Raw genomic sequence first — 26,105 nt, 5'->3', positions numbered from 1 at the left:
CTAGATTCAAAAACCTATACTTATCTTGTGGAAAAATGGCCCCTTTACAAATTTCGTTAAGAGGCCATTTTCCTATCCTGCTAGATCTGTGCTGCCCTGCTGAAGTTGATACATCTGATAATATTTCCCCTTATTCTCCATCAATTCATCATGTGACCCCTTCTCAACGATCGTCCCTCGATCCAATACAATTATTTGGTCCGCATTTCGAATCGTTGATAGCCTGTGGGCAATAATAAAGGTTGTTCTCCCTTTTTTCAGGACATCCATAGCCTCTTGAATCACTGCTTCTGTCTCTGTATCAATACTAGAAGTGGCTTCGTCAAGAATTAGAATCGCAGGATTAAAGCTAAGCGCGCGGGCAAAAGAAATTAACTGCCGCTGCCCGCTCGAAAGGGTACTTCCTTTCTCAATAACAGGTTCATCATACCCATTTTCTAAATTTTTGAATACCTTTTCTGCTCCAACATCCTTTAATGCTTTCTCGATTTTTTCTTTTGTAATCGAAGGATCATTAAGACTTACATTGGAAGCAATCGTTCCTGTAAATAGATAGGGATCCTGTAAAACGATGCCCATATGGTTTCGGATCGTTTGACGTGGGATGGATTCAATATCCCTTCCATCAATCGTAATTTTCCCCTTTTGACAATCATAAAAGCGGAAAAGTAAATTCATGATCGAACTTTTTCCAGAACCTGTATGACCAACGAGGGCAACTGTTTCACCTTGCTTCGCTTCAAAATCAATATTCTTTAGCACGAATTCTCCTTCTTTGTATCCAAACGAAACATGATCAAATCTTACATTCCCTTTAAAACGAGCAATCCGCTCACCACTAACATTTTCCCCTGGCTCATCCATCAGCTTGAATACTCGTTCACCGGCCACAAGTGCCTGCTCTAAATTAGCCAATTGATTGACAATCCCCTGAACAGGCTGGAAAAGGCGGTTGATGTAATCAACAAAGGCATATAGCATCCCAAGTGATAGGATAGTAGAAGTATTCAGTGCCTGGCCCCCGAAATACCAAATAAATGCCACAAAAATGAGATTTCTTAATATCCCAACCAGATTATGAGAGGTTAATGCATTTAAACTTAATAGCTTATTCTGGTACGTAAAATGTTCATGGTTAATTTTTTCAAAATCTGCTTTTGATTCTTTTTCACGATTGAATGCCTGAATAATACTCATTCCTTGGATGGATTCATTGATGGTTGCGTTTATATCGCTATTCCTGGACCGGATGACTCGGTTATATTTAGAAGCATACTTCCGGTAAATTAACATCCATACATATAAAATTGGCAATAACAATAAACAAATCGCTGCAAGCTTTACGTTCAAAATAAACAAGGCAACATATATACCGGTAATATATATGGCACTAGTAAAAAAGGTAGCAAGAACTGTTACGTATAACTCACGGATTGCTTCAGTATCATTTGTGATTCTTGCTACCACTTTACCTGCAGGCAAATTATCAAAATAATGAATCGGCAGCCGTTGTATCTGACCATAGACATCTTCGCGCATTTTTTGAATAATGCGGTTGGCTGATTTTTGTAATAAAAAATGTTCACCGTATTGAAAAACGGCTGATATAACCAAGAGTCCAAAATAGATGGCCAATAGTTGAAAGATAGCTGGAATCTCTGGCTCGTAAAAGGACAATGTTTCAGACCCCTTTAGGGTTTTCGCCTGATACTCTGCCTTTCGCACACCATTTTTAATCTCCAAAATTCCTTCTCTTAAGCTTCTCTTCCCATCAAATTCAGGTTTTTGGTCAATGAAAACGAACTTGGAACCGACTTGCAAAATTTGAATTTGTTTTCCCTTTTGTTCTGATTTAGATAAATATTTTTCTCTTGTGTAAAATTTACCGTCATAATTCACTGCCCGATTGCCCCTTGCCGTTTCATACCAAACAGATTCAATCCCTAATATATGCTGATCAATAATATTTTTAGCAATAAACGGTCCTGCAAGGTCGGTTCCGACAGAAATGGTCAGCATAAGCAATGCCGCTATAATAATTTTTTTATAAGTAAAAGCGTACCTGGTTAATCGCTTCCCAGTTGTCATGCTGATACCCCCTCCTCAACCTTACCTGCAATCTGTTGGCGGATAAATTGTTCCTTATACCACCCATCTTGTTCGATGAGCTGTTCATGTGTCCCCTCTTCAACAATTTTGCCTTCATCAAGGACGATAATATGGTCTGCGTGCTGGATAGCAGACATTCGGTGAGTGGTAATAATGGTTGTTTTATCTGTTCTTACTAGGCGGATATTATCAATAATTTGTTTTTCTGTTTTCGCATCAACGGCTGATAAGGAATCATCGAGAATTAGGATTTCTGGATTTTTGATAAGCGCGCGGGCAATCGAGATCCGTTGTTTTTGTCCTCCTGATAAGGCCACACCCTTTTCTCCTACGAGCGTAGCTAATCCTTCTGGAAGCATTTCAAGATCCTTACGGAACGCCGCTAAATCTATGGCTGTTTCTAACTCTTCTTCGCTAGAATCTGTCCTGCCGAAAAGAATATTGTCTTTCACACTTCGAGAAAACAAGACATGATCTTGGGGCACATAACCAATCCAGTTGCGGACTTGATTCAAGGTTTGTTCCTCTAATGATACCCCTGAAATGGATACCTCACCGGTTCCAAGTGGATATTGCCTTAATAACTGCTTAATAAAGGTGGTCTTTCCTGAGCCCGTTTTACCTACAATTCCTAATGTTTGCCCCTGAAGAAGTTTTACATCCACATTTTTTAGATTGTCATTTTTAGAAGATGGATACCTGAAGGTTACCTTTTGATAATCAATACGATCCGCTGTAGCGATTGCAACAGGTTCGAGTGGATTGCCAACTTCTACCTTATAATTAAGTGTCTCATTCACACGGTCTAGTGAGGCATTCCCTCGTTGCATCACATTGATTAACTCACCAATAGCAAACATTGGCCATATCAGCATCCCTAAATACACATTAAAGGAAACCAGATTGCCTAATGTAATCGTTTGATGGAAAACCAAATAAGCACCATACCCGAGACCTATTAAATAGCTTATTCCTACAAGCACCTTTATCGTGGGATCAAATAAGGCATCAATTTTTGCAACCCTAATATTCTTATGGTAAACATCCTCCGTGAGTTGATGAAACCGATTACTATCGGCCACTTCTTGAACATAAGCACGGATGACCCTAACTCCTGCGACAGATTCAAGCACCCGGTCATTCAATTCACCAAAGGCATCCTGAGCGTCCATAAAGCGAGTATGAATTCTTTTTCCATAAATTTTCATTAAAATGGCCATAAATGGCAGCGGGATAATGGCCGCTAATGTTAACTTCCAGCTAATGAAAAGTCCCATTGTCAACAGCAAGGTTAACATCCAGACGCTAGAATCCACTAGAGTTAGGATCCCAAAACCTGCTGTAATGGAGATGGCTTTTAAATCATTTGTAGCACGTGCCATTAAGTCCCCTGTTCGATTTTTTTCATAAAATCCCGGGGTCATTGCTAATAAGTGCTTGACAAATTGAGACCTGAGTTTCCTTTCAACGAGGAAGGCCCCCCCAAATAAACGATACATCCATACATAGGTGACCGCATAGGATGACACCATGATTAATAAAAGGAAACCGAGGTACCTGAGAATTTTCTCTTTACTTATAATACCGACATGAATATCATCAATCGCCATTCCAATTAATTTTGGCGGCATCACATCCAATATACCGACTAAAATTAATAGCGTTATTGCGATCACATATCGTTGCCAATTTTCTCTAAAAAACCAACTTAATTTTTTTAATACCGCAAACATAACTAAATGCCCCCTTATGTTTTACTATCCGCCTTCTAGCGCCTCCGTTGTCTTTCCAATCCTGACTAATTCTAATTTCCCCATCAAATTTACCTCCCTTAAGCACTTTTATCTATAAAAAAAGACATACCGCAGTAGTGCAGTATGCCTCCTTTTAAAAAAAGGGACTAAAAAACACACATTACGTATCAAATAAAACGTAACCTGTGTTTTTGTCATTTATTAATTTTCGCGTCTAAAATTAACTGGAAAATTCTTCAGGACAGGTTACATTCAAATATTCAATTGGTAAAAAAGCTTGATTGAATTTAATCATTTTTGTAACCCTCCCTTTCCTATTTTTTCTTCCTTTGTTAGATTATCACCAGTTTATTTGAAAGTCAATTCCCATTTTTCAGAATTGTTTTATCTATTGTCTATTACGATAAAAATATTAGTGACCCTTACTATTCCCTTTACTCTTCCACCTCTTCTTCCACTTTTCCTTTTGCTTATTCCACTTCTCTTCCCATTTCTGAACCTCATTATTAAAGTTCTCTTGAATATTCCCCCGTTTCTTCGCCTCTTTTTCCTGCCTTTTCTTCTCTATCAATGAAGCAATATGTGGGACATTAAAGCTTTCCGATGGCGTATTCTTTAGTGCCTCCGTCATCGCTTCACGAAAAACAACCGCAGAACCATTATTGCTAGTAGGAGTTATATAATGCTCGGCATCTGTTTTATCATAGCCAACCCAGATGGCTCCAACCAGCTGTGGTGTATAACCCACAAACCATTGGTCCTTTACACCATTGATTCCCTTGATTGGAACCTGAGTTGAACCTGTTTTCCCTGCCGTTTCTCGGCCAGGTATTTGTGCAGCACTTCCTGTTCCTTGTTCAACTACACCAAGGAGCATTGTTGTCATATTATCGGTAACAGCTTTTGTAGTGACTCGCTCCTTTTTTGTTTTCCACTCGGCGATTACATTCCCGTCTGCATCAACAATTTTCTTGATTGCATGGGTCTTCACTCTTACACCATGATTCGGAAAAACAGCAAAGGCTTCTGCCATGTTCAAAGGAGAAACACCTTTATGCAAGCCTCCTAGGGCAAGTGATAAATTACGGTCATTTTTGTCCAATGAAATTCCAAAACGTTTTACAGATTCTAACCCTTTTTCGATTCCCAATTCGTTTAATAACCATACTGCTGAAACATTTTTTGATTCTTTTACGGCTTCATACATCGGTACTTCTCCAGCATATTGATGATCGTAATTACTCGGTTGATAATCGCCAAAATCCATAGGTTCGTCCTTTAACATATCGGTGATTTTCCAGACATTTTCCAGTGCAGGTGTATAAACAGCTAATGGCTTAAAGGAGGATCCTGGCTGTGCTTCTAATTGTGAAGCACGATTATAGCCCCTAAAGGTGTGTTTCCCTCGACCGCCAATAATGGCCCTGATCCCGCCTGTCTTTGGATCAACTAATACTCCGCCACTCTGTATAAGGAGAACCTTTCCTTCTGGAAATAATGTATCATTTTGATACGTCTTTTCCATTGCTGTTTGCATCACCGGTTCCAGCTCTGTATAAATTTGATAGCCGCCTGTTAGTAATTTATCCTGTGATAAGCCATATTGGTTGATTGCTTCATCTAATACCTGATCAACATAGTATGGGAATTTACCTCGGAACAGGTCCCCTCCCCTATCGTTCAAAACCACTTTTTCATGCTTCGCCTTCCCATATTGCTGACTCGAAATATACCCTTGTTTTCGCATTTGAGTTAATACTAGATTTCGCCTTTCAGTCGCTTTCTCCATATGTTCGTACGGATTTAAGGCAGATGGCGCTTTAATTAACCCTGCGAGTAAGGCAGATTCACTGATTGATAGGTCTTTCACTTCTTTGGCAAAATATTTGCTGGCGGCAGTTTTTATTCCCCATGCACCATTTCCAAAGTAGATTTGATTTAAATACATTTGGAGGATTTCGGGTTTCGAATACTCCCGTTCAATTTGCAGTGCTAAAAAAACTTCCTCCATCTTCCTGTTTAAAGTTTTTTGTGATGTAAGTAGAGTATTCTTTGTCAATTGTTGAGTAATGGTACTTCCGCCTTCGACCATTCCCCCTGCTTTTAAGTCACGGATGAGTGCCCTAGCGGTTCCAATTAAATCGACACCCTTATGTTGATAAAACCGACGATCCTCAATGGCAATGATGGCATTTTTCATTGAATCAGGGACCTGCTTGATTGAGACGCCTTCATTTTTATTGGCCGACACTTTACTTGCTACATCCTCATTTACATCATAAAACACTGTTGCTTGGGGCAGCTCGTTTTTAAGTCCAGAAATATCTGCATCCTTGGAAAAATAATAAAGAAGACCGAAAAAACTTAAGACGAGAACCAATACTGATAGCACTAATATTTGTAGTAAGTGCCACTTTTTCCAATTTGTAAAAATGGCACTAACTTTATCTTTAAATACCAAATGAAAAACATCCTTTAACTGTAATCTATAACAGGTATACTTTTTGATTATGGGGTTGATTTTATGATGGTTTTCTATGAAAGATAACTCCACCGATTAGTATTCCACAAAAAAGAAAAAAGATGGGCAGAATTCCCATCTTTTCAATGTCTTTTATTCATTTTTTGTCAATTCTTTAAAGCGTTGTCTTGAAAGCTTTTCATCAATACTGCTAAAGATGCGGTAATTTCTTTCATCTAAGATGCGAAAATGTTTACTTAGAATATTTTGTTGAAGAATATAACCGTTTTTCTTTGATAATACTCTCCACCAGATCCTGCCGCCAAACGTTTTTGATTTACGAATATCTATTCCTTCGCGGGCAACCGTTTCTAACACTTCGAGCGGTTCATTTCCAAATAAGAATTGGACTGTTTCCGTTTCACGAAAAAGAGCGCAAATCGAAACAGCGGTAGACCAGTTGGCAAGAACTCTGCCTTTCTCAATTTGAACAAGTGTTTTCTTTGAGACACCAATGATTTCTGCCATTTTATCCTGAGTATAACCTGCTTCGGTTCGTATGAGACGAAGTTTTTCAGAAACCTGCATCATAATTTCATCCCTGGTCACGTTCAGCCCTTCCTTCAATTGCAACTAGTGTAATTTTACACTAGATTGTCGTATCATTCAAATATTATCATTAAAAAACTGCTACCTCATGGATAGCAGTCTTTTAATAATTATTGTATTTTAGGAGGGATGCCGCACTTGCTAGAACATGAATCTTTCAAATCACATGCGCCGCATTTTCCCTTTTTCGATTTATGAATAAACCTGACTAAGGCCCAGCTCGCGTATCCAAAAATAGCTGCCCCTATCAAAATATTGGCAATCATTTGTTCCACCTCTTTTAAGAATTACACAAGTCCAAACAGTTTGCCACCTTGATAGATAATCAAAGAGAGGACATACGCGATAGCAAATGCATAGATCATTGAAAAAGCTGTCCATTTCTTTGAATTCGTTTCTTTATAGATTGTTGCAACCGTCGCTAAGCATGGAATATATAACAATATAAAAACCATAAAACTATAAGCTGCAAGCGGTGTATAATAATCTGCCAATAAACCTTGCAGACTTGCATCGTTCGGAACAAAATAGATGATATTCATGGTAGAAATAATTGCTTCTTTTGCCAAGAATCCAGTAATTAACGAAGCGGATGCCTGCCATGTTCCAAAACCAATCGGATCAAAAATTGGCGCAATAACATTTCCAATTGCCGCTAAATAACTATCATCCATGTCAACCTTTAAACCATTGGGACCCGCATATGATAGCAGCCAGATAAAGACAGAACCAGCAAAAATAAATGTTCCAGCCTTTCTTACAAATCCTTTCCCTTTATCCCATGTACTTCTCCAAAGTGATTGAAATTGGGGCAGTCGGTAGGGTGGCAGTTCAATAACAAATAATGAAGTTTCTGATTTAAGTACAGTAGAAGAAAAAACTTTTGCCAAGGTTAACGCAACAATGATGCCAAGTACATACAGGCTAAGGACAACCAATGCTTTATTTCCTGCAAAAAACGCTCCAACGAATAATGCATATACCGGTAATCGTGCCGAGCAAGACATTAACGGAGTTAGTAAAATGGTTAACAGCCTCTCCCTTGGTGTTTCAATTGTTCTTGCTGCCATTATTCCTGGTACATTGCAGCCAAAACCAATCATCATTGGGATAAATGCCTTTCCATTTAAGCCAACTGATTCCATAATCCGGTCCATTACTAATGCGACTCGAGCCATGTACCCTGAATCTTCTAATAAAGATATAAAAAAGAAGAGGATAAAAATTTGCGGTACAAAGACGAGAACCCCGCCTACCCCTGCAACTAAGCCTTTAATAATTAACGCATGAATAAAATCGGAGGCATGGATAGCAGTGAATACCTTCTCAAATCCTGCCGTAATCGGTCCAGTTAAAAATCCATCCAAAAGATCAGATAATGGTGTTCCGAGCCAATCAAAAGTCAACATAAACATAAAATACATGAGCAACAAGAAAATTGGCATTCCTAAAAACCGATTCGTAACGATACTGTCAATTTTTTCAGAAAGAGGAATATCTGAATTACTTTTCCTAGCAACTTCCGCGAAAATCTTCTCGATTACTTCTTTTCTTTTTTGATAAATATAGTTGGCTAAAGATTTTACATCATATTGTTTCTGTAATATTGATTCAAGATTTGCCGTAATAGTAGTTAGCTTAGTTACATCTACACTGCTATTTAAATAGTCTCTGACGTATTCATTTCCTTCAAAATATTGGATCGCTAAAAAGCGTGCAGAAAGTCCGGTTTTTCCATTTAACATACCGGTCAATGTCACAATCGCTTCTTCGACCTCTTTTCCGTAGTAAACGAGGTTCTTTTTGACAGGCTGGATTGATTTTGTTGAGATGACATCTACTAGTTTGTCACAGCCTTTACCGCTTCTTGCCACCACCGGAACGACTGGCACCCCGAGAAACTTTGAAAGCTTTCCTGCATCTATTTGAATCCCGCGCATATTCGCCACATCAATCATATTAAGTCCAATAAGGGCAGGCTTTTCAAACTCTAGCAATTGCAAGGTCAAATGTAAATTACGTTCTAATTGTGAAGCATCTAATATATTTAGCAGGCGATCAACGGATTCATTCAAAAAGAAGGATGTAACCACTCCTTCATCCTTTGACAGCGGATTAAGTGTATACACACCTGGTAAATCAATTAAATGGCCAATATTATTTTTAAAAATACCAACTTTCTTTTCAACGGTTACGCCGCTCCAGTTACCAACATACTCATAGGATCCTGTTAGATTATTAAACAATGAAGTTTTCCCAGTATTGGGATTTCCAATTAGAGCGATTTCCATTATATTTTCTCCACTTCAATCTGAACTGCTTCCCTACGGCGGATACCGACACATTGTCCACATGATTCAATCATAACTGGCCCGCCAAATGGCATCACACACTTCACACACACTTCTGAGCCTTCTGTGATCCCTAAGTCAAGTAAACGTCTTTGCACTAGGAGACCAACCTGAGAAAGATTAACGATTTTCCCTTTACCCCCTGCTTTTAACAATCCGAACATTTATATCACCCTATCTATGTTAATTGAGAATGATTATCTTTCTATATGCCATTTTAACACTTATTCTAGGTAATAAGCATAATAAATTTGTCAAAAGTTCGAAATCTTTTGTGGCTTTTACAAGGAAAATATAAACTGAGTGATGCTAGATTTATTTCTTATTTTCCCATATGATTCTAGTATTATGATTAAATGGGAAGTAACACTCTTTATGATAAAATAAAGAAGGATTTTTGCTTTAATCATCGAATTTACACTGTAAGCAGTTTTGTCAATAGCATAGGGGGAAAACGGCATGTTCACGGAAAGCCAAACGGATTTAATTGACTATTTTAATCAAAATAAACAGAAATTGATTCAAGAATGGGAAAATGCTATTGTTACCAATAAAGCAGACCCTTTTAAATTGAAGATTCATGAAAACGGAGCCGCCTTACTCGAAGCTTTGCTTAATATGCATAAAATGACTAAGCAAGAGCTTTTAAACATTATCGAAAAGCTAGCCATAGAAGTTTCGGAAGAAAGAGTATTGGCTGATATTAACCTTGGAGATTTTGTTTATAATGTAAATCTTGGGAGAACAGTTTTATACAGCTATTTAGGTAACACTGGGATCCCATGGTCAGATATGCAAGAAGCGTTAAACAGGATAAATTTTTGCTTTGATAAATTTTTATACTATGCTGTTTCACATTACTCTGAAGCAAAAAACAAAATCATCGAAGAAAAAACAATGCACATCGATTCTACCCATCAGGATCGATTAACACTACTCGGCCAGATGACATCAAGCTTTATTCATGAGTTTAGGAACCCACTAACATCTGTTCAAGGATTTATTCAATTGCTGAAAGCTGATTATCCGGATATGAAATATTTAGATATCATTTCTAGTGAATTGGATCAACTTAATTTTCGTATTTCGCAATTCTTACTTTTATCAAAAAAGGAATTAATTGGAAAAGAAAAGGATGACTTCAATTTAAATAAATTAATTGATGAAGTATTAAACTTTCTATATCCAAGCATTCTCGATGGAAAAGTAAAAATAAGAAAAGAATTAAGTGAAGATATTACTCTTAATGGGTATGCGGATGAAATTAGGCAGGTATTAATTAATATCATATTTAATGCGATTGATGTATTAAATCATGATGAGAATCCCACTCCAACAATTGAGATCAATAGCAGTCTCAAAAATCAGTCCATCAAAATCAATATTTCCAATAATGGTCCAGTGATCCCAGCTGAACTTAGAAAATCCATTTTCGAACCATTTTTCACGACAAAAAAACTGGGTACAGGTCTTGGTTTGTTTGTATGTAAAGAAATTATTGAAAAACATAAAGGGAATTTAGATTGTGATTCCACCCCTGATAAAACTACATTTTCGATTAGCTTACCAGTCACAGCCATCAATAGTGGCAATGAACATGGTCATTCATAGTCCTATTATCCAATCCCACTTTCATTAAAGCAGGGATTTTTTTATTTCTCTTCAATATATCTTCCGTAATAGACTCCTGTTGCATATGATGAACTAAAAATTTTTATCAGGAGATTAGGCCCATGTTTACATTAAAGGTTGATAATGAAATTGAGCTTCAGTTGTTTCAGCAGCATCACGCCTTAATGCTGTATAAGATGGTTGAGGAGAATCGTGAACATTTACGTGAATGGATGCCCTGGGTGGATAGCATGAACTCCCTTTATCAATTTGAGTCGATTATTCCCGTATGGCTGTCCCAGTTCTCAGAAAATAGCGGATTAAACGTAGGGATACTCTATAAAGGTGAACTAGTGGGCTCAATTGGATTACATCAAATTGATTGGCATAACCGTATGACAAGTATCGGTTATTATCTTTCCAAAAATGCAGAAGGTCATGGGATCATGACTCGTTCCGTTCAATCCCTTATAAACTATGCCTTTTTCACATTAGGCTTAAACCGTGTTGAAATTCGCTGTGGTATAAAAAACAAAAAAAGCCGTGCGATTCCTGAGAGATTCGGTTTTGTAAAGGAAGGGATCATTAGAGACGGCGAACAATTGTATGGACAATTTCATGATCTTTTTGTTTATAGTATGCTTGCCCGCGACTGGAATAAAAGAATTGCCTATTAAAAAATGTCTAATTACAAATCGTTGCATGCTGCCCATTGGCAGCATTTTTTATAGGCCGATTTGCTAATAGAATTTTTTTTTGAAATAATGTATACAGTAAAACGTAAGTGAGGTGGCAAACCTTACCTTTTGTAAGGTGATAGATGATTTGGATGAATGTAATTATTATTGTTATCCTAATAGCCTTTACCGCACTTTTTGTCGCTTCTGAATTTGCGATGGTAAAGGTTAGAACAACAAGAATTGATCAATTACTGTTAGAAGGAAACCCAAAAGCAGAAGCAGCAAAGAAAGTCATTTCTAATTTGGATGGATATTTATCGGCTACTCAGGTTGGAATTACAATCATCTCCCTAATATTAGGATGGCTGGGTGAGCCCACTATTCGAAAACTGCTAGATCCCGTTTTTGAATGGATTCAATTACCTTTATCTTTAAAGCACATTATCTCGTTTATCATTGCTTTTATTGCTATAACCTATTTCCATGTTGTAATTGGAGAATTATCACCAAAAACGATAGCGATTCAAAAAGCAGAAGAAATCCTCTTGTTTTTTGCTCGGCCGTTAATCCTATTTTATAAGCTGATGTATCCCTTTATTTGGATTCTTAATCGTTCCGCCAGATTTGTTACTGGACTGTTCGGGATACAACCGGCATCTGATCATGATATCGTCCTTTCGGAAGAAGAACTGCGGTTAATCCTTTCTCAAAGCTATGAGAGTGGGGAAATAAATCAATCTGAATACCGTTATATGAACCGAATTTTTGAATTTGATAACCGGATTGCGAAAGAAATTATGGTTCCGAGAACTGAGCTTGTAACTCTATCCAGGGATGCCTCAATGGAAGAAATTATTGAAATAGTCAAGGAAGAAAAATACACTAGATATCCCCTTATTGATGGTGACAAAGATAATATTTTAGGTGTTGTTAATATTAAAGAGGTCTTAACCGATTGTATTCAGCAAAAATGTACCGGCGAAAGACCGCTTATCCCTTATCTTAAGCCAGTCATTCATGTCATTGAAACAATTCCCATTCAGGAACTACTAGTCAAACTGCAAAAAAACCGATCACACATGGCCGTTTTATCTGATGAATATGGAGGGACAGCAGGAATTGTCACTGTCGAAGATATTCTTGAAGAAATTGTTGGTGAAATAAGGGATGAATTTGACTTGGATGAACTCCCCCTTGTTCAGAAAAAAGCAGATGGTCATTTTATTTTGGATGGAAAAGTACTGATAAGCGAAGTAAACGATCTACTGGGCACATCACTTGATGAGCAAGATGTAGACACGATTGGGGGTTGGTTTTTAACACAAAAGTTTGATGTACATAAAGGTGATTCCATCGAAAACGACGGATTTGTATTCCAAATTAATGAGATAGAAGGTCACCATATCTTATATATTGAAGTTTATAAAGCAAAAACAGAACAAAAAAAAGTAGAAGTGGCTCCTGAATAGGAGCCAGTATTATTTTATATAATTTTTGTAATATTTCGTCTTTACTGTTCATATTCACTATGTTTTCCCATAAAATATAGTTATCAACCAATATACTAACCAGAACGTTTGACTGTACGGTTCAAATTCTTTATAATTATTGTTAATTTACAAAATTGTCGAGGTGGTATAATGACCATTAGACGAGATTAGCAGAAAACTAGATATGAGTATATTGTGATACGAGTTAATTTTTTTTATTAAACTGGGAGGTGACTCCTTACCTGTCTAAAAACGGGATAAGGGAACTTATTTGGACATATTTAACTTGGTTATTATAGCCATTTTAATTGCTTTAACTGCTTTTTTTGTAGCTTCAGAATTTGCTATTATCAGAGTAAGAAGCTCAAGAATTGATCAGTTAATCGAAGAAGGAAATTCGAGTGCTGTGACTGCTAAACGAGTGATTTCGAACCTAGATGAATACCTTTCTGCCTGTCAGTTAGGAATTACCATTACTGCCCTTGGATTAGGTTGGCTTGGTGAATCGACATTTGAAAAGATCCTGCACCCTATTTTTAAAGGCCTGCATATTCCCGAAAGTTTTAACCAAATATTATCTGTAGGCTTTGCATTTGCAGCGATTACATTTTTACATGTCGTAATTGGTGAACTTGCACCTAAAACATTGGCGATCCAGAAAGCAGAATGGATTACCCTGATGATGTCACGTCCGCTCATCCTTTTTTATAAGGTGATGTTTCCTGTAATTTGGCTGCTTAATGGCTCTGCACGAATTACAACACGTTTTTTTGGGCTTAAGCCTGTTTCTGAAAACGAAATCGCCCATACAGAGGAAGAGCTTCGAATTATTCTATCTGAAAGCTACAAAAGTGGTGAAATTAACCAATCAGAGTTTAAGTATGTAAATAAAATTTTTGAATTTGATAACCGGATTGCCAAAGAAGTTATGGTCCCTAGAACGGAAATCGTTTCCTTATCTAAGGATGATACATTAGAGACTTTTCTTCAGGTTTTACGTGAAGAAAAATTCACACGGTATCCCATCATTGATGGTGATAAGGATCATATAATTGGGCTTATTAATATAAAAGAAGTTATGACTGATTTAATTGGTAATGAAAAACTAGCTGAACGGACTCTAGAAAACTATACACGACCAATAATTAGAGTAATAGAAACGATTCCTATCCATGACTTATTAGTAAAAATGCAAAAAGACCGTGTTCATATGGCGATTTTAATGGACGAATATGGCGGTACTTCCGGGCTGGTTACTGTTGAGGATATCTTAGAAGAAATTGTTGGGGAAATTCGTGACGAATTCGATATGGATGAAATTCCAGAGATTCGCAAAATTAAGGAAAACCATTATATTATCGATTCTAAAGTATTAGTTAGTGAGGTCAATGATTTATTGGGAGTGGAGATTGACGATGAAGATGTCGATACGATTGGCGGTTGGATTCTAACCGAAAATTACGAAGCAAAAGAAGGAGACATCCTACTTCATGATACCTATTCCTTTAAAATTCTCGATATGGAAGAGCACCATATTAAATATATTGAGGTCACGAAAAATGCCAATAATGGTGAGGCAGTTAGCTCACAAGTATCAATATCCAATTCAGAAGTGCTATCTTAAAAAACTTCCTAAACCAGATCGTTTTCCGGTCTGGTTTTTTTGTGGAGAAAAAAAAGATCAGATTGTTTGTATCTGATCTTTTTATCTTATGAAAAAAAATTATTTTGTTTTAATAATTATCATATCCTCTTCAACTTTTGCGATTTTAACTAAATGTGAATCAAGACGTCGATTAATATGCTGTATATCGCTATTGTTTGATTCTTCAATCCGCTGAAGTGATTCTTTAATATCGGAAAGGTCAATTTGGTTTACTTCTACACGGTGTTCAATGCTATCCATCTTTTCAAGCCTTGATAGTCGTTTTTCAATATTATCTAGTGTTTCATTGAATGTTTGAATTAAGCTTTTAATGTCAGTAACATTCTCTGTTAACTTATCGAACTCCTTCACCATTGTAAAACCCCCTTTTTTCTTGCCTTAATCGTAACATTATTTTCACTATATATATGTTACAATATCAGCAACACTTGTACGGTAGATTAAATGGTCATAAAAAATTAACTTTTCCAAACTCTTAATACATATCCACCACATCCACACTGATCAATGAATTTAATCTTTACTTGATCAGGATACAACTCCTCTAGTAGAGGCTGTATATAATCGACAGGATTTCCAAATGTTTCAGCTGTCACTAGATTTACAAAGTGCCCCTTTTTCGTTTCTTCCACTGCCTGCAATGCATCTTTAATGATCAGATCAATATTAAATTCATATTCATCATGCTCTAAATCCTTCGTCCAATCTTTATCCATATAATCCTCCATAAAAGATATATTTATTAGTTATATTTAAACCTTTTATAAAAAATAAGTAGTGACTCTTCGCATACAAGTGAACATTTTAAGGAAAAAAAATGAACATTTTTAAAAATTATGATACCTGAAGAAAGTCCGTGAATAATATCACATGCAAAACTAAATAAAAGTTATACTCTTTCAATATAGGGAAATGGGAATCAATTTTTATCTAGGTTCTTTTTTTACATCCATTTCTTTCCTTATGAATCATTACCTAATAGGAAAAGGTTGGTGCATTTAGATGTTTATTTCTATCGATGAAAGAGCTGCCTCATGGTTCACAAGAGAATTCGAATTTCATAAACCATTTAGCATTCGGATGTTTCCTCAATATGCCGGTTTTGGAATGAAGCATAGAGGATTTAGCCTTGCTTTTTCAGCAGAAACACCTGCTAATGTTGGTTATACAATTGATGTAAATGGAATTACCTTCTTTGTTGAAGTCAATGATGTTTGGTTTTTTGGAGATACCGAAACTTGCTTAACGATTGATAATGACTCAGAGGAACTATTGGTCCAATATAATGAACTTGCAAGCTCAGCCGTATCTTAAAATCAAGATAATTACTAACTAATTAAAGTATAAAAAAACAAGCCAGCATCGTACATCTGGCTTGTTTTTTAGTTTCATTAGTTTACTTGCTTATCTAGGCTTGGCGGCAGTAATTTTTCACTTTCGAATACTTTCCCAAGTTTTTCTTCAGCTTGTGTTAAGCTTGCTGATGCTGCATCAAGATTAGGAACATCTTTTTTCAATTCATCAGCTTTTGTTTGGTAGGAAGCGGCATAATCTTTAATAGCTGAGTCAAGGTCTGCTTTTTTATCCTTTAATTCCGCAGGCACTTGATAATTATTTAATTCTGTTGCAACAGCCGCTGCTGCTTCACTCGCTTTAGCCCGGTCTTCAGCAGTTGGTAATTCCTCAGGCTTGGCATCTTCCTTAGTTGCCTTTGCGACATAAACATTTAAATCAGTATCTTTTGCGTTAATTTTATTTCCAAGATCCATATAAAATTTGACTAATTCCTTTTTTACATCCACTTTTGGTGCTGCTTCTTCCTTTTTTTCCTTCTTATCTGTTTTTGATTCATTATTGCTGGAACATGCAGTTAGACCAATTGCCATAGCTAGTGCAAATAATAATACAAAAAACTTTTTCATTTCTATTCCCCCTAATTCTCTATTTAATAAACCTTGTATATTTTACAACATAAATTTAGACGAGAAAAGTAAAAGGGTCACAAAATTTAATTTTAAAGTTCCATCAACAAACTTACATTTATTGCTGGCTCTATTAGCCAGTGCTATATCCCAAGGATTTGTCGTCGCAGCTCTTGATCTGTGCCAATGTTACTCTGGCAGGCGTTCTGCATTTTTATGGTTGTCATTCATCTGTACTGTTTTTATAGAATTTCTGCTTCTTTGCTCTTTTGAATTGATCCTTTAACACAAGGTTAATTATTTTCAGTTAAAGCAAGAGCATTTTCTTAAAGAAGAACCTAAAATACAATTTTATATTACCGATCTTGATGGACTGATTACACATATAAAACCTCAGAAGAAGAAAATGGAAAACACCTCTCACAGTTGAGAGGTGTCTTCATTTCTATTCGGTGCTTTAACAAATAAGTCTATAATAAGTAATTTTTTTTGCTTTTTTTTCTGTAAAATTGAGATAATAGCATTAGACAATAATATACTCAAAAAACGAGGGGTTTCATAATGTTAAATCGTAAGAATAAAACACGGCATTTAGCGACAATTTTTCTTGCTGTGATGGGAATCGGCTTTTTAGCCACTATTCCGATACAGAATTCAATCTGGGGGAGCATCCTACAAGGGGGATTTGAAGCCGGTCTGGTAGGAGGACTGGCTGACTGGTTTGCGGTAACCGCATTATTCCGTCATCCACTAGGAATTCCTATTCCACATACTGCTCTCCTTCCCAAAAATCGTAACAGAATTATTGCTGGAATAATTTCAATGTTAGAAAATGATTGGCTAACAAAAGAGAGTATTCGAAAAAAAATAGACACCATCAATTTCACTAAAAAACTATTTGAGATCATCTATAATGAATTACCATCACAAGCCGTTCAAAAGTCTTTCCTAATGATTTCTAAACATTTAATTAAAATATTTGATATAAAAAAATTTGCTCCGCTTCTAGAAAAAGAACTAAAATTACGAATCAACGATTTGGATAGCAAGAATTATCTCCCCTTGCTTATCGACCAGATTAGTATTAGAAAATATGATGAAAAAGTACTAGATTATATTCTAAAAGAAATTGATGAATGGGCCAGGAAAGAAAGTACAAAATACAAACTTGGTGGGTTGGCTGTAGATGCGGTGGAAAATATTAAGGCAGATGGTTTTATGCAATTTGCCTTAAAGTCATTTAGCAACCTTGTTAATGAAGAAAAGCTAGGGAACATTATCCAAAGTCTTATTCTAAAAGGTGTAGCCAGCTATAGTGACCCCTTAAATCAAAATAGACATACCTTAATGATTCATATGAATAAAAAGCTGCAATCAATAAAAAGTGATGAAAAGATTTATGAAGAACTTAATAACTTTAAATCCCAGCTAGTAGATAAATGGGAGTTGCAAGAACAAATTACTGATTTATTAAGTCAGATCCAGCAAAAAGCTTATGACTTTGTCGAAAAACCTGCCTTTTATGATGATTATCTCCTCCCTTTAATTAAAAAGGGCTTAGAAGGTATCGAATTAAATCCAGAAAAAGTGAACGTTATTGAAGCTTGGATTAAAAATCATATTTTTAGTTTTGTTGATAAAAATCATTCAAAAATAGGAATGCTTGTTAAAGAAAATTTAGAAAAACTAGATGATAAAACACTTATCGATATGGTTGAAACTAACGTTGGAAAAGACCTTCAATGGATCCGTGTCAATGGTGCAGTATGTGGATTTTTAATAGGGATTGTTTTAGTAGGTATTAAAGCACTTTTTTAATGCTTTGCAAAAAAAGCTACCATTTATTGGTGGCTTTTTTTCGTCCATGAAATTCTTGCTTCGTCCTCTTGAAATCAAAGTTATTTTTCAGAGTATGTCAACATAATTAGTACTGTAGTCATATCTTTTAGGTTAAAAAGAGGAGGCGGGAAAATGGCAATTAGGTTGATTAAAATTTCTGTTGTGTATTTTGTCATTGGGGTTTGCATGGGTATGTATATGTCAATGACGGAAAGTTTCGACTTCACACCGGTCCACGCCCATATTAATTTATTAGGTTGGCTGACTATGGCTGTCGCTGGTCTCATCTATGTTGGTTTTCCAGGTGCTGCGGAAACAACACTGGCAAAGGTTCACTTTTGGCTTCATAATATTTCTCTTCCCATTATGATGATTGGACTCGCTTTTTTAGTAACCGGAACGGAAAGTGCCGCGCCTGCAGTAGCTACAGGTGGGACCTTGATGGTATTAGGTATCATTGTCTTTGCAATCAATATCCTTAAAAATGTAAGGAATTGAGTTGCTCCTGTTGTCTATGATATTATTTATTTTATTTCGTCCAGACAAAAGACGCCTTTTCTGGCGTCTTTTTTATTCTAACGGTACGTTTGCAAGAATTTCTTTCTTAGTTTGGCTTTTTCTTCATCAGATTTCTTGTAATCATAATTATAAATGGCGCCTTCCCAATCACCATACATTGGGTTTGGAAACAGAATCAGCTTTTTACCGAATTCCTCTCGATATCTGTCCACTGCTTGATTTCTTTCTGAAACGGATAACACATCAAAACCACTAAAATCTCCAAGGTTATCGCCAAATAATAGAAGTATTTCATGTGTTCTCCCTACTTGCCTGCGGCGCGTTTCTTTCCCAATTTCACCAGGCTGCAGTAATAATACATGGTCTGAATCAGCTTGGGGTGCACCTACAATCTGTAAATTTTTAATAGCTGCAGTTTTTTGTGATTCATAACGGTTGGAAATGTAATAAATCTCTACACCTAAAGAATTTGCATAATGCAAAAACTCTATTGCCCCCGGAAGTGGTTTTGCTTTAGTTCGATTGAACCATTCATTCCAATTAAAAGGAATTTTTCTTCCGGCAATTACATACCTAGCTTGGTGTGGGCTGTTATTTAAAATGGTTTCATCGATATCAAGGACAATTGCTGGCTTTAAGTTATTTTTCCCCCTTTCTTTTTTCATGATTTCGTCCAATCTCATCCTTCCAATGTTATAGCCTTGATAATATAACCCTTTTGCTTCCCCGGCGCTTTGAAACCAAAGTACCGACATCGTATTTTGTTCAGCCAAGTTTGCCGTTGTTTCTGCATTTGCAACAACTTTATAAAATGAAAGTGTTAAAACAATGGCCATAATCAGGACAGTTATTCTCCTCAACAACAAAACCATTACCTCCTTTAATTGACAATGTTAGTATGTGGAATCGCAAAAATCTCCATCCATCTATCGGGTTATGTTCTTTAATTGTCACTTTACTTCATTCCACTTATCGGATATATTTTTCTTATCAACCGATAAGTAAATTTACATGAAGGGAATTCATTTTATGGGTAAGAACAATAAACAAATAGGAGCTATGGATCACAAGGAAACATACCAAACGATTATTAATACTGCTCAGCGCTTATTCATGGAGTTAGGTTATCGGGCAGTATCTACCAGGAAAATTGCACAAATTTGTGGAGTCACACAGCCAGCTATTTATCATCATTTTAAAAATAAACAAACGCTTTATGTTGCTGTCATGCGGCAAACTCTTCACCATACAGAAGCGGACCTAAAAGCTATCTTAGCCGAATTCACCTCATTTCAAGAAAGGTTTACTCAAATTGCAATCTATATGATGATTCATTTTGAAATCGATATGGCACAAATGTTTCATGACATTTCTCATGAGTTAGGCCCTGATGACCAACAACTCATTCATCAATGGTGGATGGAAGGTTTTTTAATGCCTGTCGTAAAAATGATTAATGATGGAATCTTAGAGGAGGAAATTAAAAATCCAGCATTGCTTAATACAAATTCAACCGAGTTAGCCTATTTAATATTAAATATAATTAAATCGATTCTCCAGCCTGAAACTACTGCAAAACTATCCAAAAAACAGCGGCTTACAATGGCTGAGGAAAAAGCCAAGTTAATGGTTGAAATTTTTATTAATGGAATTAGGGCATAATTTTTTTGCCGGCAACTTATCAATTGATAAGGAAATAGATTGGAGTGAAAGACATGGAGAAAAAATGGTTTAAAATGTATGGCAATGCTGTAAGCGGGAAAAAAGGCAGATGGATAGTTCTTATAACATGGCTGTTACTTGTAGCAGTATTGAATGTTACTCTCCCACAAGCAGATTCCCAAAAGAATGAAATGGCACAAAATTTAGAATCACATTCTCCATCTCAGCAAGCAAAAAAAGTCGCTGAGAAGGAATTCCCGGCTACTTCAGGTACTCCTGCCCTATTAACCTGGTATAAATCAGCTGGAATTACTGATGAAGACCTTTCACTCATTCAAAAATATTCCAAGGAATTAGATAAAAATCCAGTAAACTCACTGGATTCCGTCGTGCCATTTTATCAATTCCCTCTCCCTGTTCTTAAGCAACAGCTCTCACAGGATGGCACAACGTTAATTTTGCCTGTAACCTTTAAAAAGGATACTGACAAGGGGATTATTGCAGATGGTTTATTAGCGTTTAAAGAGAAAGCAGTTTCTATTTTTCCCATAAATCCAAATAAAGTGAATTTAGATGATATCAATCAATTACTATTACGAATCACTGGACCTGCAGGTATAGCTACTGATGCAACAGCGTTATTCAGTCAGGGAGACCTTTCCCTACTGTTTGGAACGGTAGCAATAGTTCTCGTCCTATTACTAATAATCTATCGCTCTCCTATTTTAGCTTTGATACCATTGCTAGGGGTAGGGATTGCCTATGGTGTCATTAATCCGATTCTTGGAGGAATTGCCAAGGCTGGCTGGGTAGAGCTTGACTCACAAGCCCTTTCGATAATGACCGTACTTCTTTTTGGTGCAGGAACCGATTATTGCCTATTCCTAATCTCACAGTTTAGAAATCATTTACTCGTAGAACAAGATAAGCTAACAGCCATGAAGCTTTCACTAAAAGGGGCCTCTGGTGCGATAGCGATGAGTGGACTTACTGTAGTCTTCTCGTTGTTGGTACTTTTACTATCTAAATATGGTGCGATTCACCGATTTGCCATCCCATTTAGCCTTTCCATTCTAATTATGATGGCGGCAAGTCTGACACTAATTCCTGCACTATTAAGCATTATTGGAAGGGTCTCTTTTTATCCGTTCCTGCCACGGACAAGAGAAATGCACGAGGAACGCGCGCTAAAGAAAGGGAAAACTGTAGCACCTCAAAAAAGTAAAGCGGGATTTGCTGCACGACTAGGGAATCTAATCGTGAAAAAACCACTCCACTTGATGGTAATCACATTATTATTTTTAGGTGTTTTTGCCTTTTTTTCAACCAAGATAATCTATACCTATGATACTTTGTCTTCTTTTCCAAAGGATATGCCATCAAGAGAAGGCTTCAAAATAATTTCAGAGCACTTTAATCCTGGTGACCTGGCCCCAGTCCAAGTAATTGTCCAAACAGATGGAAAAGCCAACACTGTAAAAGAGGATTTACAGAAAGTATCCTTTGTTGAACTTGTTTCTAAGGGAATAAAAGGCTCAAAAAATTCAAATATAATAAGCTATAATATAGAAATGAATGTCAATCCTTATTCAAATAAAGCAATGAGTCATATACCAGACCTTCGGAATAAGGTTGAAAGGAGCTTAAAAAGGGCTGGAATTACGCATGCTTCTGATAAAGTTTGGATTGGGGGTCTAACAGCTGAACAATACGATACCGAACAGACAACCAATCAGGATAGCCGCATCATCATTCCGATTGTCATTAGTATCATTGCTGTTTTGCTGCTTGCATATCTACGTTCACTCACTGCAACAGCCTATTTAATTGGAACTGTTCTTTTATCTTTCTTTAGTGCACTTGGACTTGGCTGGGTACTTCTGCACTATATTTTCGGTGTTGAAGCAATCCAAGGTTTTATTCCGCTTTATGCCTTTGTGTTTATTGTTGCATTAGGGGAAGATTATAATATCTTTATGATTTCGAGCATATGGAAAAAAAGCAAGCAGTTACCACTGCCTCAGGCTATTAAAGAAGGAGTCGCTGAATCCGGATCTGTTATTACTTCAGCTGGAATAATTCTAGCAGGAACCTTTGCCATATTAACAACCTTGCCTATTCAAGTACTTGTTCATTTTGGTACGATCACTGCTATCGGTGTTTTATTGGACACCTTCATCGTACGGCCATTACTTGTACCATCGATTACAGTCCTGCTCGGCAAATGGGCATTTTGGCCTTCAAAACAGCACATTGAAGCGGTAGAACGTAATACTGCACATGAATAATTCCAACAAATAAAGCAGTGGGTTGCCCCACTGCTTTTTCCTAATCCTATTTCAAATAGTTTATTAACTAACTCGTTCTTCAACATTATTTTTGATTGAATCTCGTTTATGAAATCCTTTTGCATAATAAACTGCAACCAAGAATACTAGGAATAATGGTCCAATTACTAATGCAATCCTCGTATCAGGATTATAAGCCATTAACCCAATGACAAAAGCTAAGAAGGCTAATGAAATATATGAAGTAAATGGGAAAAGTGGCATCTTATATTTTAAAGCTTTCGTCTCAGTCGGCTTTAAGGTCTTACGATAGCGAATTTGCGATAAAAGAATGACTCCCCACGTCCAGATCGCACCAAAGGTCGCAATACTAGTAACCCATGTAAAAACTTTTGCAGGAACAATATAATTTAAGACGACGCCAATCAATAACGCACCGGCAGAAGCAACTACTGCAATCCCTGGAACACCACTTTTTGTAACCTTCGCGAAATTCTGTGGTGCCTCACCATGCTGAGCAAGGTTAAATAACATCCGTGCCGTACTAAAAATCCCACTGTTACAGGACGAAAGTGCTGCTGTTAGTACGACGAAGTTAATAATACCTGCTGCTCCCGGTATCCCGATTTGTTCAAAGGTTAGTACAAATGGGCTTCCTTTTGTACCAATTTCCTCCCATGGATAGATAGACATAATAACAAATAAAGCACCCACGTAAAAAATTAGAATACGCCAGAAAACAGAATCGATTGCTCTTGCAAGAGATTTTTCAGGATTTTTAACCTCACCTGCAGTTACCCCAATCATTTCAATCCCTAAATAGGCAAACATAACCATTTGTAAAGATAATAATACGCCTTTAATCCCATTAGGGAATAACCCGCCATGATCCCATAAATTCTTAATTCCAGTAGCAATACCACCGTTGCCAATACCAAAGAAAATCATTCCTATACCAATGGCAATCATCGCAATAATCGTAACAATTTTAATTAGCGCAAACCAAAATTCTAATTCACCATACGCTTTTACCGCAAGGAAATTGACAGTCGCCATAACCACCAGTGCGGTTAGTGCCCAAATCCACCGTGGAACATCCGGATACCAATACTCCATGTAAATTCCTACAGCTGTAATCTCTGCCATACAGGTAACGACCCATAAAAACCAGTAATTCCAGCCTGTTATGTATCCAGCAAGTGGCCCTAAATAATCCCGTGCATATTTACTAAAAGAACCTGCAACCGGTTTTTGAATTGCCATTTCTCCCAGTGCCCGCATGATAAAAAACATAATCAGTCCTGCAACTGCGTATCCAACTAAAATACCTGGTCCGGCCATCTTAATGGCTGTTGCAGAACCAAGAAATAATCCCACCCCGATGGCTGCCCCTAAAGACATCAAGGTGATATGCCTTTCTTCTAACCCACGATGAAGCTCTTTCCCATGAGTGCTTTTACTCATATAAATCCCCCTTTATGAATAAACTTCAAAATTTCTCTCATCCCATGAAATAATTTCGTCACTTTATTAATATATCAATGTTAGCCTTTACTTTTAAGCCTTTTTTTAATAATTCCTCCTTTTTTCCTAATGGTAACGCTTTCAAAAGAGTAATTATTAAAATTTTTACTCTTTTTTGATTACTTGAAATAATTTTAACATTATTTCATATTATTTATTTTGTTAAAATACATGAAATTATTTTATATTTTTTGTAAAATTAAACAAAGGCATTTTATGAACTGAAAAAGACTACCATATGTCATTATATATTAATCCGGGGGTAATCATTTTGAATACTAGACTACACGATCCATTTAAGACTGCCTTTGATAGCTTAGATGAATTTGCCGACCTTATTAGTCAGGTACTAATGTGCCCTATTACAATTGAGGATGCAAACCACCGTCTACTTGCCTATAGTACACATGATGAACGTACGGATCCAGCAAGAATTTCTACCATCATAGGCCGGAGAGTACCGGAAAAAGTCATTAATCAATTATGGAAAGAAGGAACGATTCCTGCTTTACTTAAGACCCAAGAGCCCATCCGTGTGAAAAACATGAATGATATAGGGCTTAACCATAGAGTCGCAATCTCAATTTGGAAACAAGATGAAGTGATCGGATTTATTTGGGCGATAGAAATTGATAAATCATTAACGGCTGATGATTTCACCCTTTTAAAAAAAGCAGCAGATTCAGCAAAAAATAAACTATTACAGCTTCAGACGAGAAAGAACAAAAAAGAAGAACGTTCACAAGAATTCTTTTGGAAACTATTAACAGGTCATTTGAAAACAAAAGAGGAAATTTCCGAACACTTCCATTCCTTACAACTAACACCGCCGACCTCTTATGCGGTTCTTGTGTTTCAGTTCCAAGAGAATATCACGAACAAAGTAGAGCAATCCATCTCATATCTTTTGAAAACAAATCAACGGATAAAAATTACTCTTTATACAATAGACTGCAATCAACTAATTCTATTGGTATCAGTTACTAATATTGAAAACCCCTTCAATGAACTTGATCAATTTGCGAAATTCTTTGTCCTGCAAATGAGTGAAAGATATGGTATAAAGGCGATCAATCCAGGCTTTAGCAGTATTAAAGAGGATTATCAAAAAACAAACAAAGCATATAAGGAAACATTGGCGGTTTTATCAATTAAAGAAAAATTCCCAATTGAAACTAAGGACATTTTTAATTATCAAAAGCTTGGAATATATCAAATTTTTGATCTTATTTTAGAAAAAAGACAAACCGAAGAATATGAAAATTATTCCTTAAAACTGCTTCATGAATATGACCAAAAACACAACAGCAATTTAATTGAAACTTTAGAGGTTTTCTTAAATAAAGATAACAACATTAATGATGCAGCCAAGGAATTAAATGTCCATGCTAACACATTAAATTATCGACTTAAACGAATCACCGAAATTGGTGATGTAAATTTCAAGGATCCCAACCAAAAAATGATCCTCTACCTAGATTTAAAACTGGAAAAATATCAGGGGATTTGAACTTTTTGTGAAAATCCCCAAAAAGAATGAAAATCTTTCTCTTTTCTAAACAAAGAAATTCTCTGGCAAACATTCTATACTTTAGCCATAGCAAAACACTTTAATGTAAC

General features: G+C 36.4%; 22 protein-coding genes and 1 pseudogene. 11 read left to right on the top strand and 12 right to left on the bottom strand.

All coding sequences use genetic code 11. The annotated features are described in order from the left end of the window. Positions 1–72: 72 nt before the first annotated feature. The 7 genes from COE25_RS11940 to COE25_RS11910 all read right to left on the bottom strand — a co-directional run bounded on the left by COE25_RS11940 (position 73) and on the right by COE25_RS11910 (position 9,448). Positions 73–2,088 (bottom strand): ABC transporter ATP-binding protein, encoded by a 2,016-nt coding sequence (locus COE25_RS11940; protein WP_098932809.1) that lies wholly within the window; start codon positions 2,086–2,088, stop codon positions 73–75. Continuing rightward, entirely contained in the window at positions 2,085–3,842 is a 1,758-nt protein-coding gene (locus tag COE25_RS11935; RefSeq protein ID WP_088085973.1) for an ABC transporter ATP-binding protein, read from the bottom strand. The genes COE25_RS11940 and COE25_RS11935 overlap by 4 nt, the downstream gene beginning before the upstream one ends. Positions 3,843–4,275: 433 nt before the next feature. Beyond that, positions 4,276–6,324 (bottom strand): transglycosylase domain-containing protein, encoded by a 2,049-nt coding sequence (locus tag COE25_RS11930; RefSeq protein WP_098932808.1) that lies wholly within the window; start codon positions 6,322–6,324, stop codon positions 4,276–4,278. Positions 6,325–6,477: 153 nt separating this feature from the next. After that, on the bottom strand, positions 6,478–6,933 hold the full coding sequence (locus tag COE25_RS11925) for a helix-turn-helix transcriptional regulator (protein ID WP_088085971.1): 456 nt from the start codon (positions 6,931–6,933) through the stop codon (positions 6,478–6,480). Between the two features lie 110 nt (positions 6,934–7,043). Next, on the bottom strand, positions 7,044–7,199 hold the full coding sequence (locus tag COE25_RS11920) for a FeoB-associated Cys-rich membrane protein (protein ID WP_088085970.1): 156 nt from the start codon (positions 7,197–7,199) through the stop codon (positions 7,044–7,046). Between the two features lie 21 nt (positions 7,200–7,220). After that, on the bottom strand, positions 7,221–9,224 hold the full coding sequence (gene feoB, locus COE25_RS11915; RefSeq protein ID WP_098932807.1) for a ferrous iron transport protein B: 2,004 nt from the start codon (positions 9,222–9,224) through the stop codon (positions 7,221–7,223). Further along, positions 9,224–9,448, bottom strand: a complete 225-nt coding sequence (locus COE25_RS11910; RefSeq protein ID WP_098932806.1) for a FeoA family protein — start codon at positions 9,446–9,448, stop codon at positions 9,224–9,226. The genes feoB and COE25_RS11910 overlap by 1 nt, the downstream gene beginning before the upstream one ends. A 295-nt stretch (positions 9,449–9,743) precedes the next feature. Between COE25_RS11910 and COE25_RS11905 the strand changes: the two genes are divergently transcribed. The 4 genes from COE25_RS11905 (at position 9,744) to COE25_RS11890 (ending at position 14,689) form a co-directional block, all read left to right on the top strand. Next, the gene (locus COE25_RS11905; RefSeq protein WP_088085967.1) at positions 9,744–10,895 is read left to right on the top strand and encodes a histidine kinase N-terminal domain-containing protein; all 1,152 of its coding nucleotides are present in this window, start codon (positions 9,744–9,746) and stop codon (positions 10,893–10,895) included. A gap of 122 nt (positions 10,896–11,017) precedes the next feature. Then, a complete protein-coding gene (locus tag COE25_RS11900; RefSeq protein WP_088085966.1) occupies positions 11,018–11,572 on the top strand; it encodes a GNAT family N-acetyltransferase in 555 nt (184 codons plus the stop codon). Between the two features lie 143 nt (positions 11,573–11,715). Further along, a complete protein-coding gene (locus tag COE25_RS11895; protein WP_098932805.1) occupies positions 11,716–13,044 on the top strand; it encodes a hemolysin family protein in 1,329 nt (442 codons plus the stop codon). Between the two features lie 292 nt (positions 13,045–13,336). Continuing rightward, positions 13,337–14,689, top strand: coding sequence for a hemolysin family protein (locus COE25_RS11890; protein ID WP_088085964.1), 1,353 nt, complete (start codon positions 13,337–13,339; stop codon positions 14,687–14,689). Positions 14,690–14,788: 99 nt separating this feature from the next. On the opposite strand, the gene COE25_RS11885 is transcribed toward COE25_RS11890, so the two are convergent. Together COE25_RS11885 and COE25_RS11880 are read right to left on the bottom strand one after the other, a co-directional pair. Continuing rightward, positions 14,789–15,085 carry a hypothetical protein gene (locus tag COE25_RS11885; protein WP_088085963.1) on the bottom strand — a complete coding sequence of 99 codons (297 nt, stop codon included), beginning with the start codon at positions 15,083–15,085 and terminating at the stop codon, positions 14,789–14,791. 104 nt (positions 15,086–15,189) lie between these two features. Further along, positions 15,190–15,447: a CGCGG family putative rSAM-modified RiPP protein gene (locus COE25_RS11880; RefSeq protein WP_088085962.1), complete on the bottom strand. Its 258-nt coding sequence runs from the start codon at positions 15,445–15,447 to the stop codon at positions 15,190–15,192. Positions 15,448–15,733: 286 nt separating this feature from the next. Between COE25_RS11880 and COE25_RS11875 the strand changes: the two genes are divergently transcribed. Further along, entirely contained in the window at positions 15,734–16,045 is a 312-nt protein-coding gene (locus COE25_RS11875) for a HesB/YadR/YfhF family protein (protein WP_088085961.1), read from the top strand. A gap of 77 nt (positions 16,046–16,122) precedes the next feature. On the opposite strand, the gene COE25_RS11870 is transcribed toward COE25_RS11875, so the two are convergent. Further along, positions 16,123–16,653 (bottom strand): YgdI/YgdR family lipoprotein, encoded by a 531-nt coding sequence (locus COE25_RS11870; protein WP_088085960.1) that lies wholly within the window; start codon positions 16,651–16,653, stop codon positions 16,123–16,125. Positions 16,654–16,951: 298 nt separating this feature from the next. Between COE25_RS11870 and COE25_RS11865 the strand changes: the two are divergent. The 3 genes and pseudogenes from COE25_RS11865 to COE25_RS11855 form a co-directional block, all read left to right on the top strand. Next, positions 16,952–17,083 (top strand): annotated as a pseudogene (locus tag COE25_RS11865) (DUF3939 domain-containing protein); the annotation flags it as partial. Between the two features lie 131 nt (positions 17,084–17,214). Beyond that, a complete protein-coding gene (locus COE25_RS11860; protein WP_088085958.1) occupies positions 17,215–18,471 on the top strand; it encodes a DUF445 domain-containing protein in 1,257 nt (418 codons plus the stop codon). Positions 18,472–18,624: 153 nt separating this feature from the next. Next, entirely contained in the window at positions 18,625–18,990 is a 366-nt protein-coding gene (locus COE25_RS11855) for a cytochrome-c oxidase (protein WP_088085957.1), read from the top strand. 77 nt (positions 18,991–19,067) lie between these two features. Here the strand turns inward: COE25_RS11855 and COE25_RS11850 are convergent, their stop codons facing one another. Next, positions 19,068–19,847: a 5'-nucleotidase, lipoprotein e(P4) family gene (locus COE25_RS11850; protein WP_373605352.1), complete on the bottom strand. Its 780-nt coding sequence runs from the start codon at positions 19,845–19,847 to the stop codon at positions 19,068–19,070. 193 nt (positions 19,848–20,040) lie between these two features. On the opposite strand from COE25_RS11850, the gene COE25_RS11845 reads away from it, so the two are divergent. Then, positions 20,041–20,673 (top strand): TetR/AcrR family transcriptional regulator, encoded by a 633-nt coding sequence (locus tag COE25_RS11845; protein WP_180247494.1) that lies wholly within the window; start codon positions 20,041–20,043, stop codon positions 20,671–20,673. 53 nt (positions 20,674–20,726) lie between these two features. After that, the gene (locus COE25_RS11840) at positions 20,727–22,961 is read left to right on the top strand and encodes an MMPL family transporter (RefSeq protein ID WP_098932802.1); all 2,235 of its coding nucleotides are present in this window, start codon (positions 20,727–20,729) and stop codon (positions 22,959–22,961) included. Between the two features lie 63 nt (positions 22,962–23,024). Here the strand turns inward: COE25_RS11840 and alaP are convergent, their stop codons facing one another. Further along, positions 23,025–24,425, bottom strand: a complete 1,401-nt coding sequence (gene alaP / locus COE25_RS11835) for an alanine permease AlaP (RefSeq protein ID WP_088085953.1) — start codon at positions 24,423–24,425, stop codon at positions 23,025–23,027. A 331-nt stretch (positions 24,426–24,756) separates the two neighbouring features. On the opposite strand from alaP, the gene COE25_RS11830 reads away from it, so the two are divergent. Further along, complete coding sequence (locus COE25_RS11830; protein ID WP_256942276.1) at positions 24,757–25,995, top strand: PucR family transcriptional regulator; 1,239 nt, start codon at positions 24,757–24,759, stop codon at positions 25,993–25,995. Positions 25,996–26,105: the final 110 nt, after the last annotated feature.

Origin of the sequence: Bacillus sp. AFS031507 (genome assembly GCF_002584635.1) — a bacterium.
In the GTDB taxonomy this organism is placed as follows: Bacteria; Bacillota; Bacilli; order Bacillales; family Cytobacillaceae; genus Neobacillus.
Note: the sequence above shows the minus strand (reverse complement) of the source record. Positions and strands in the feature narration are given on the sequence as shown.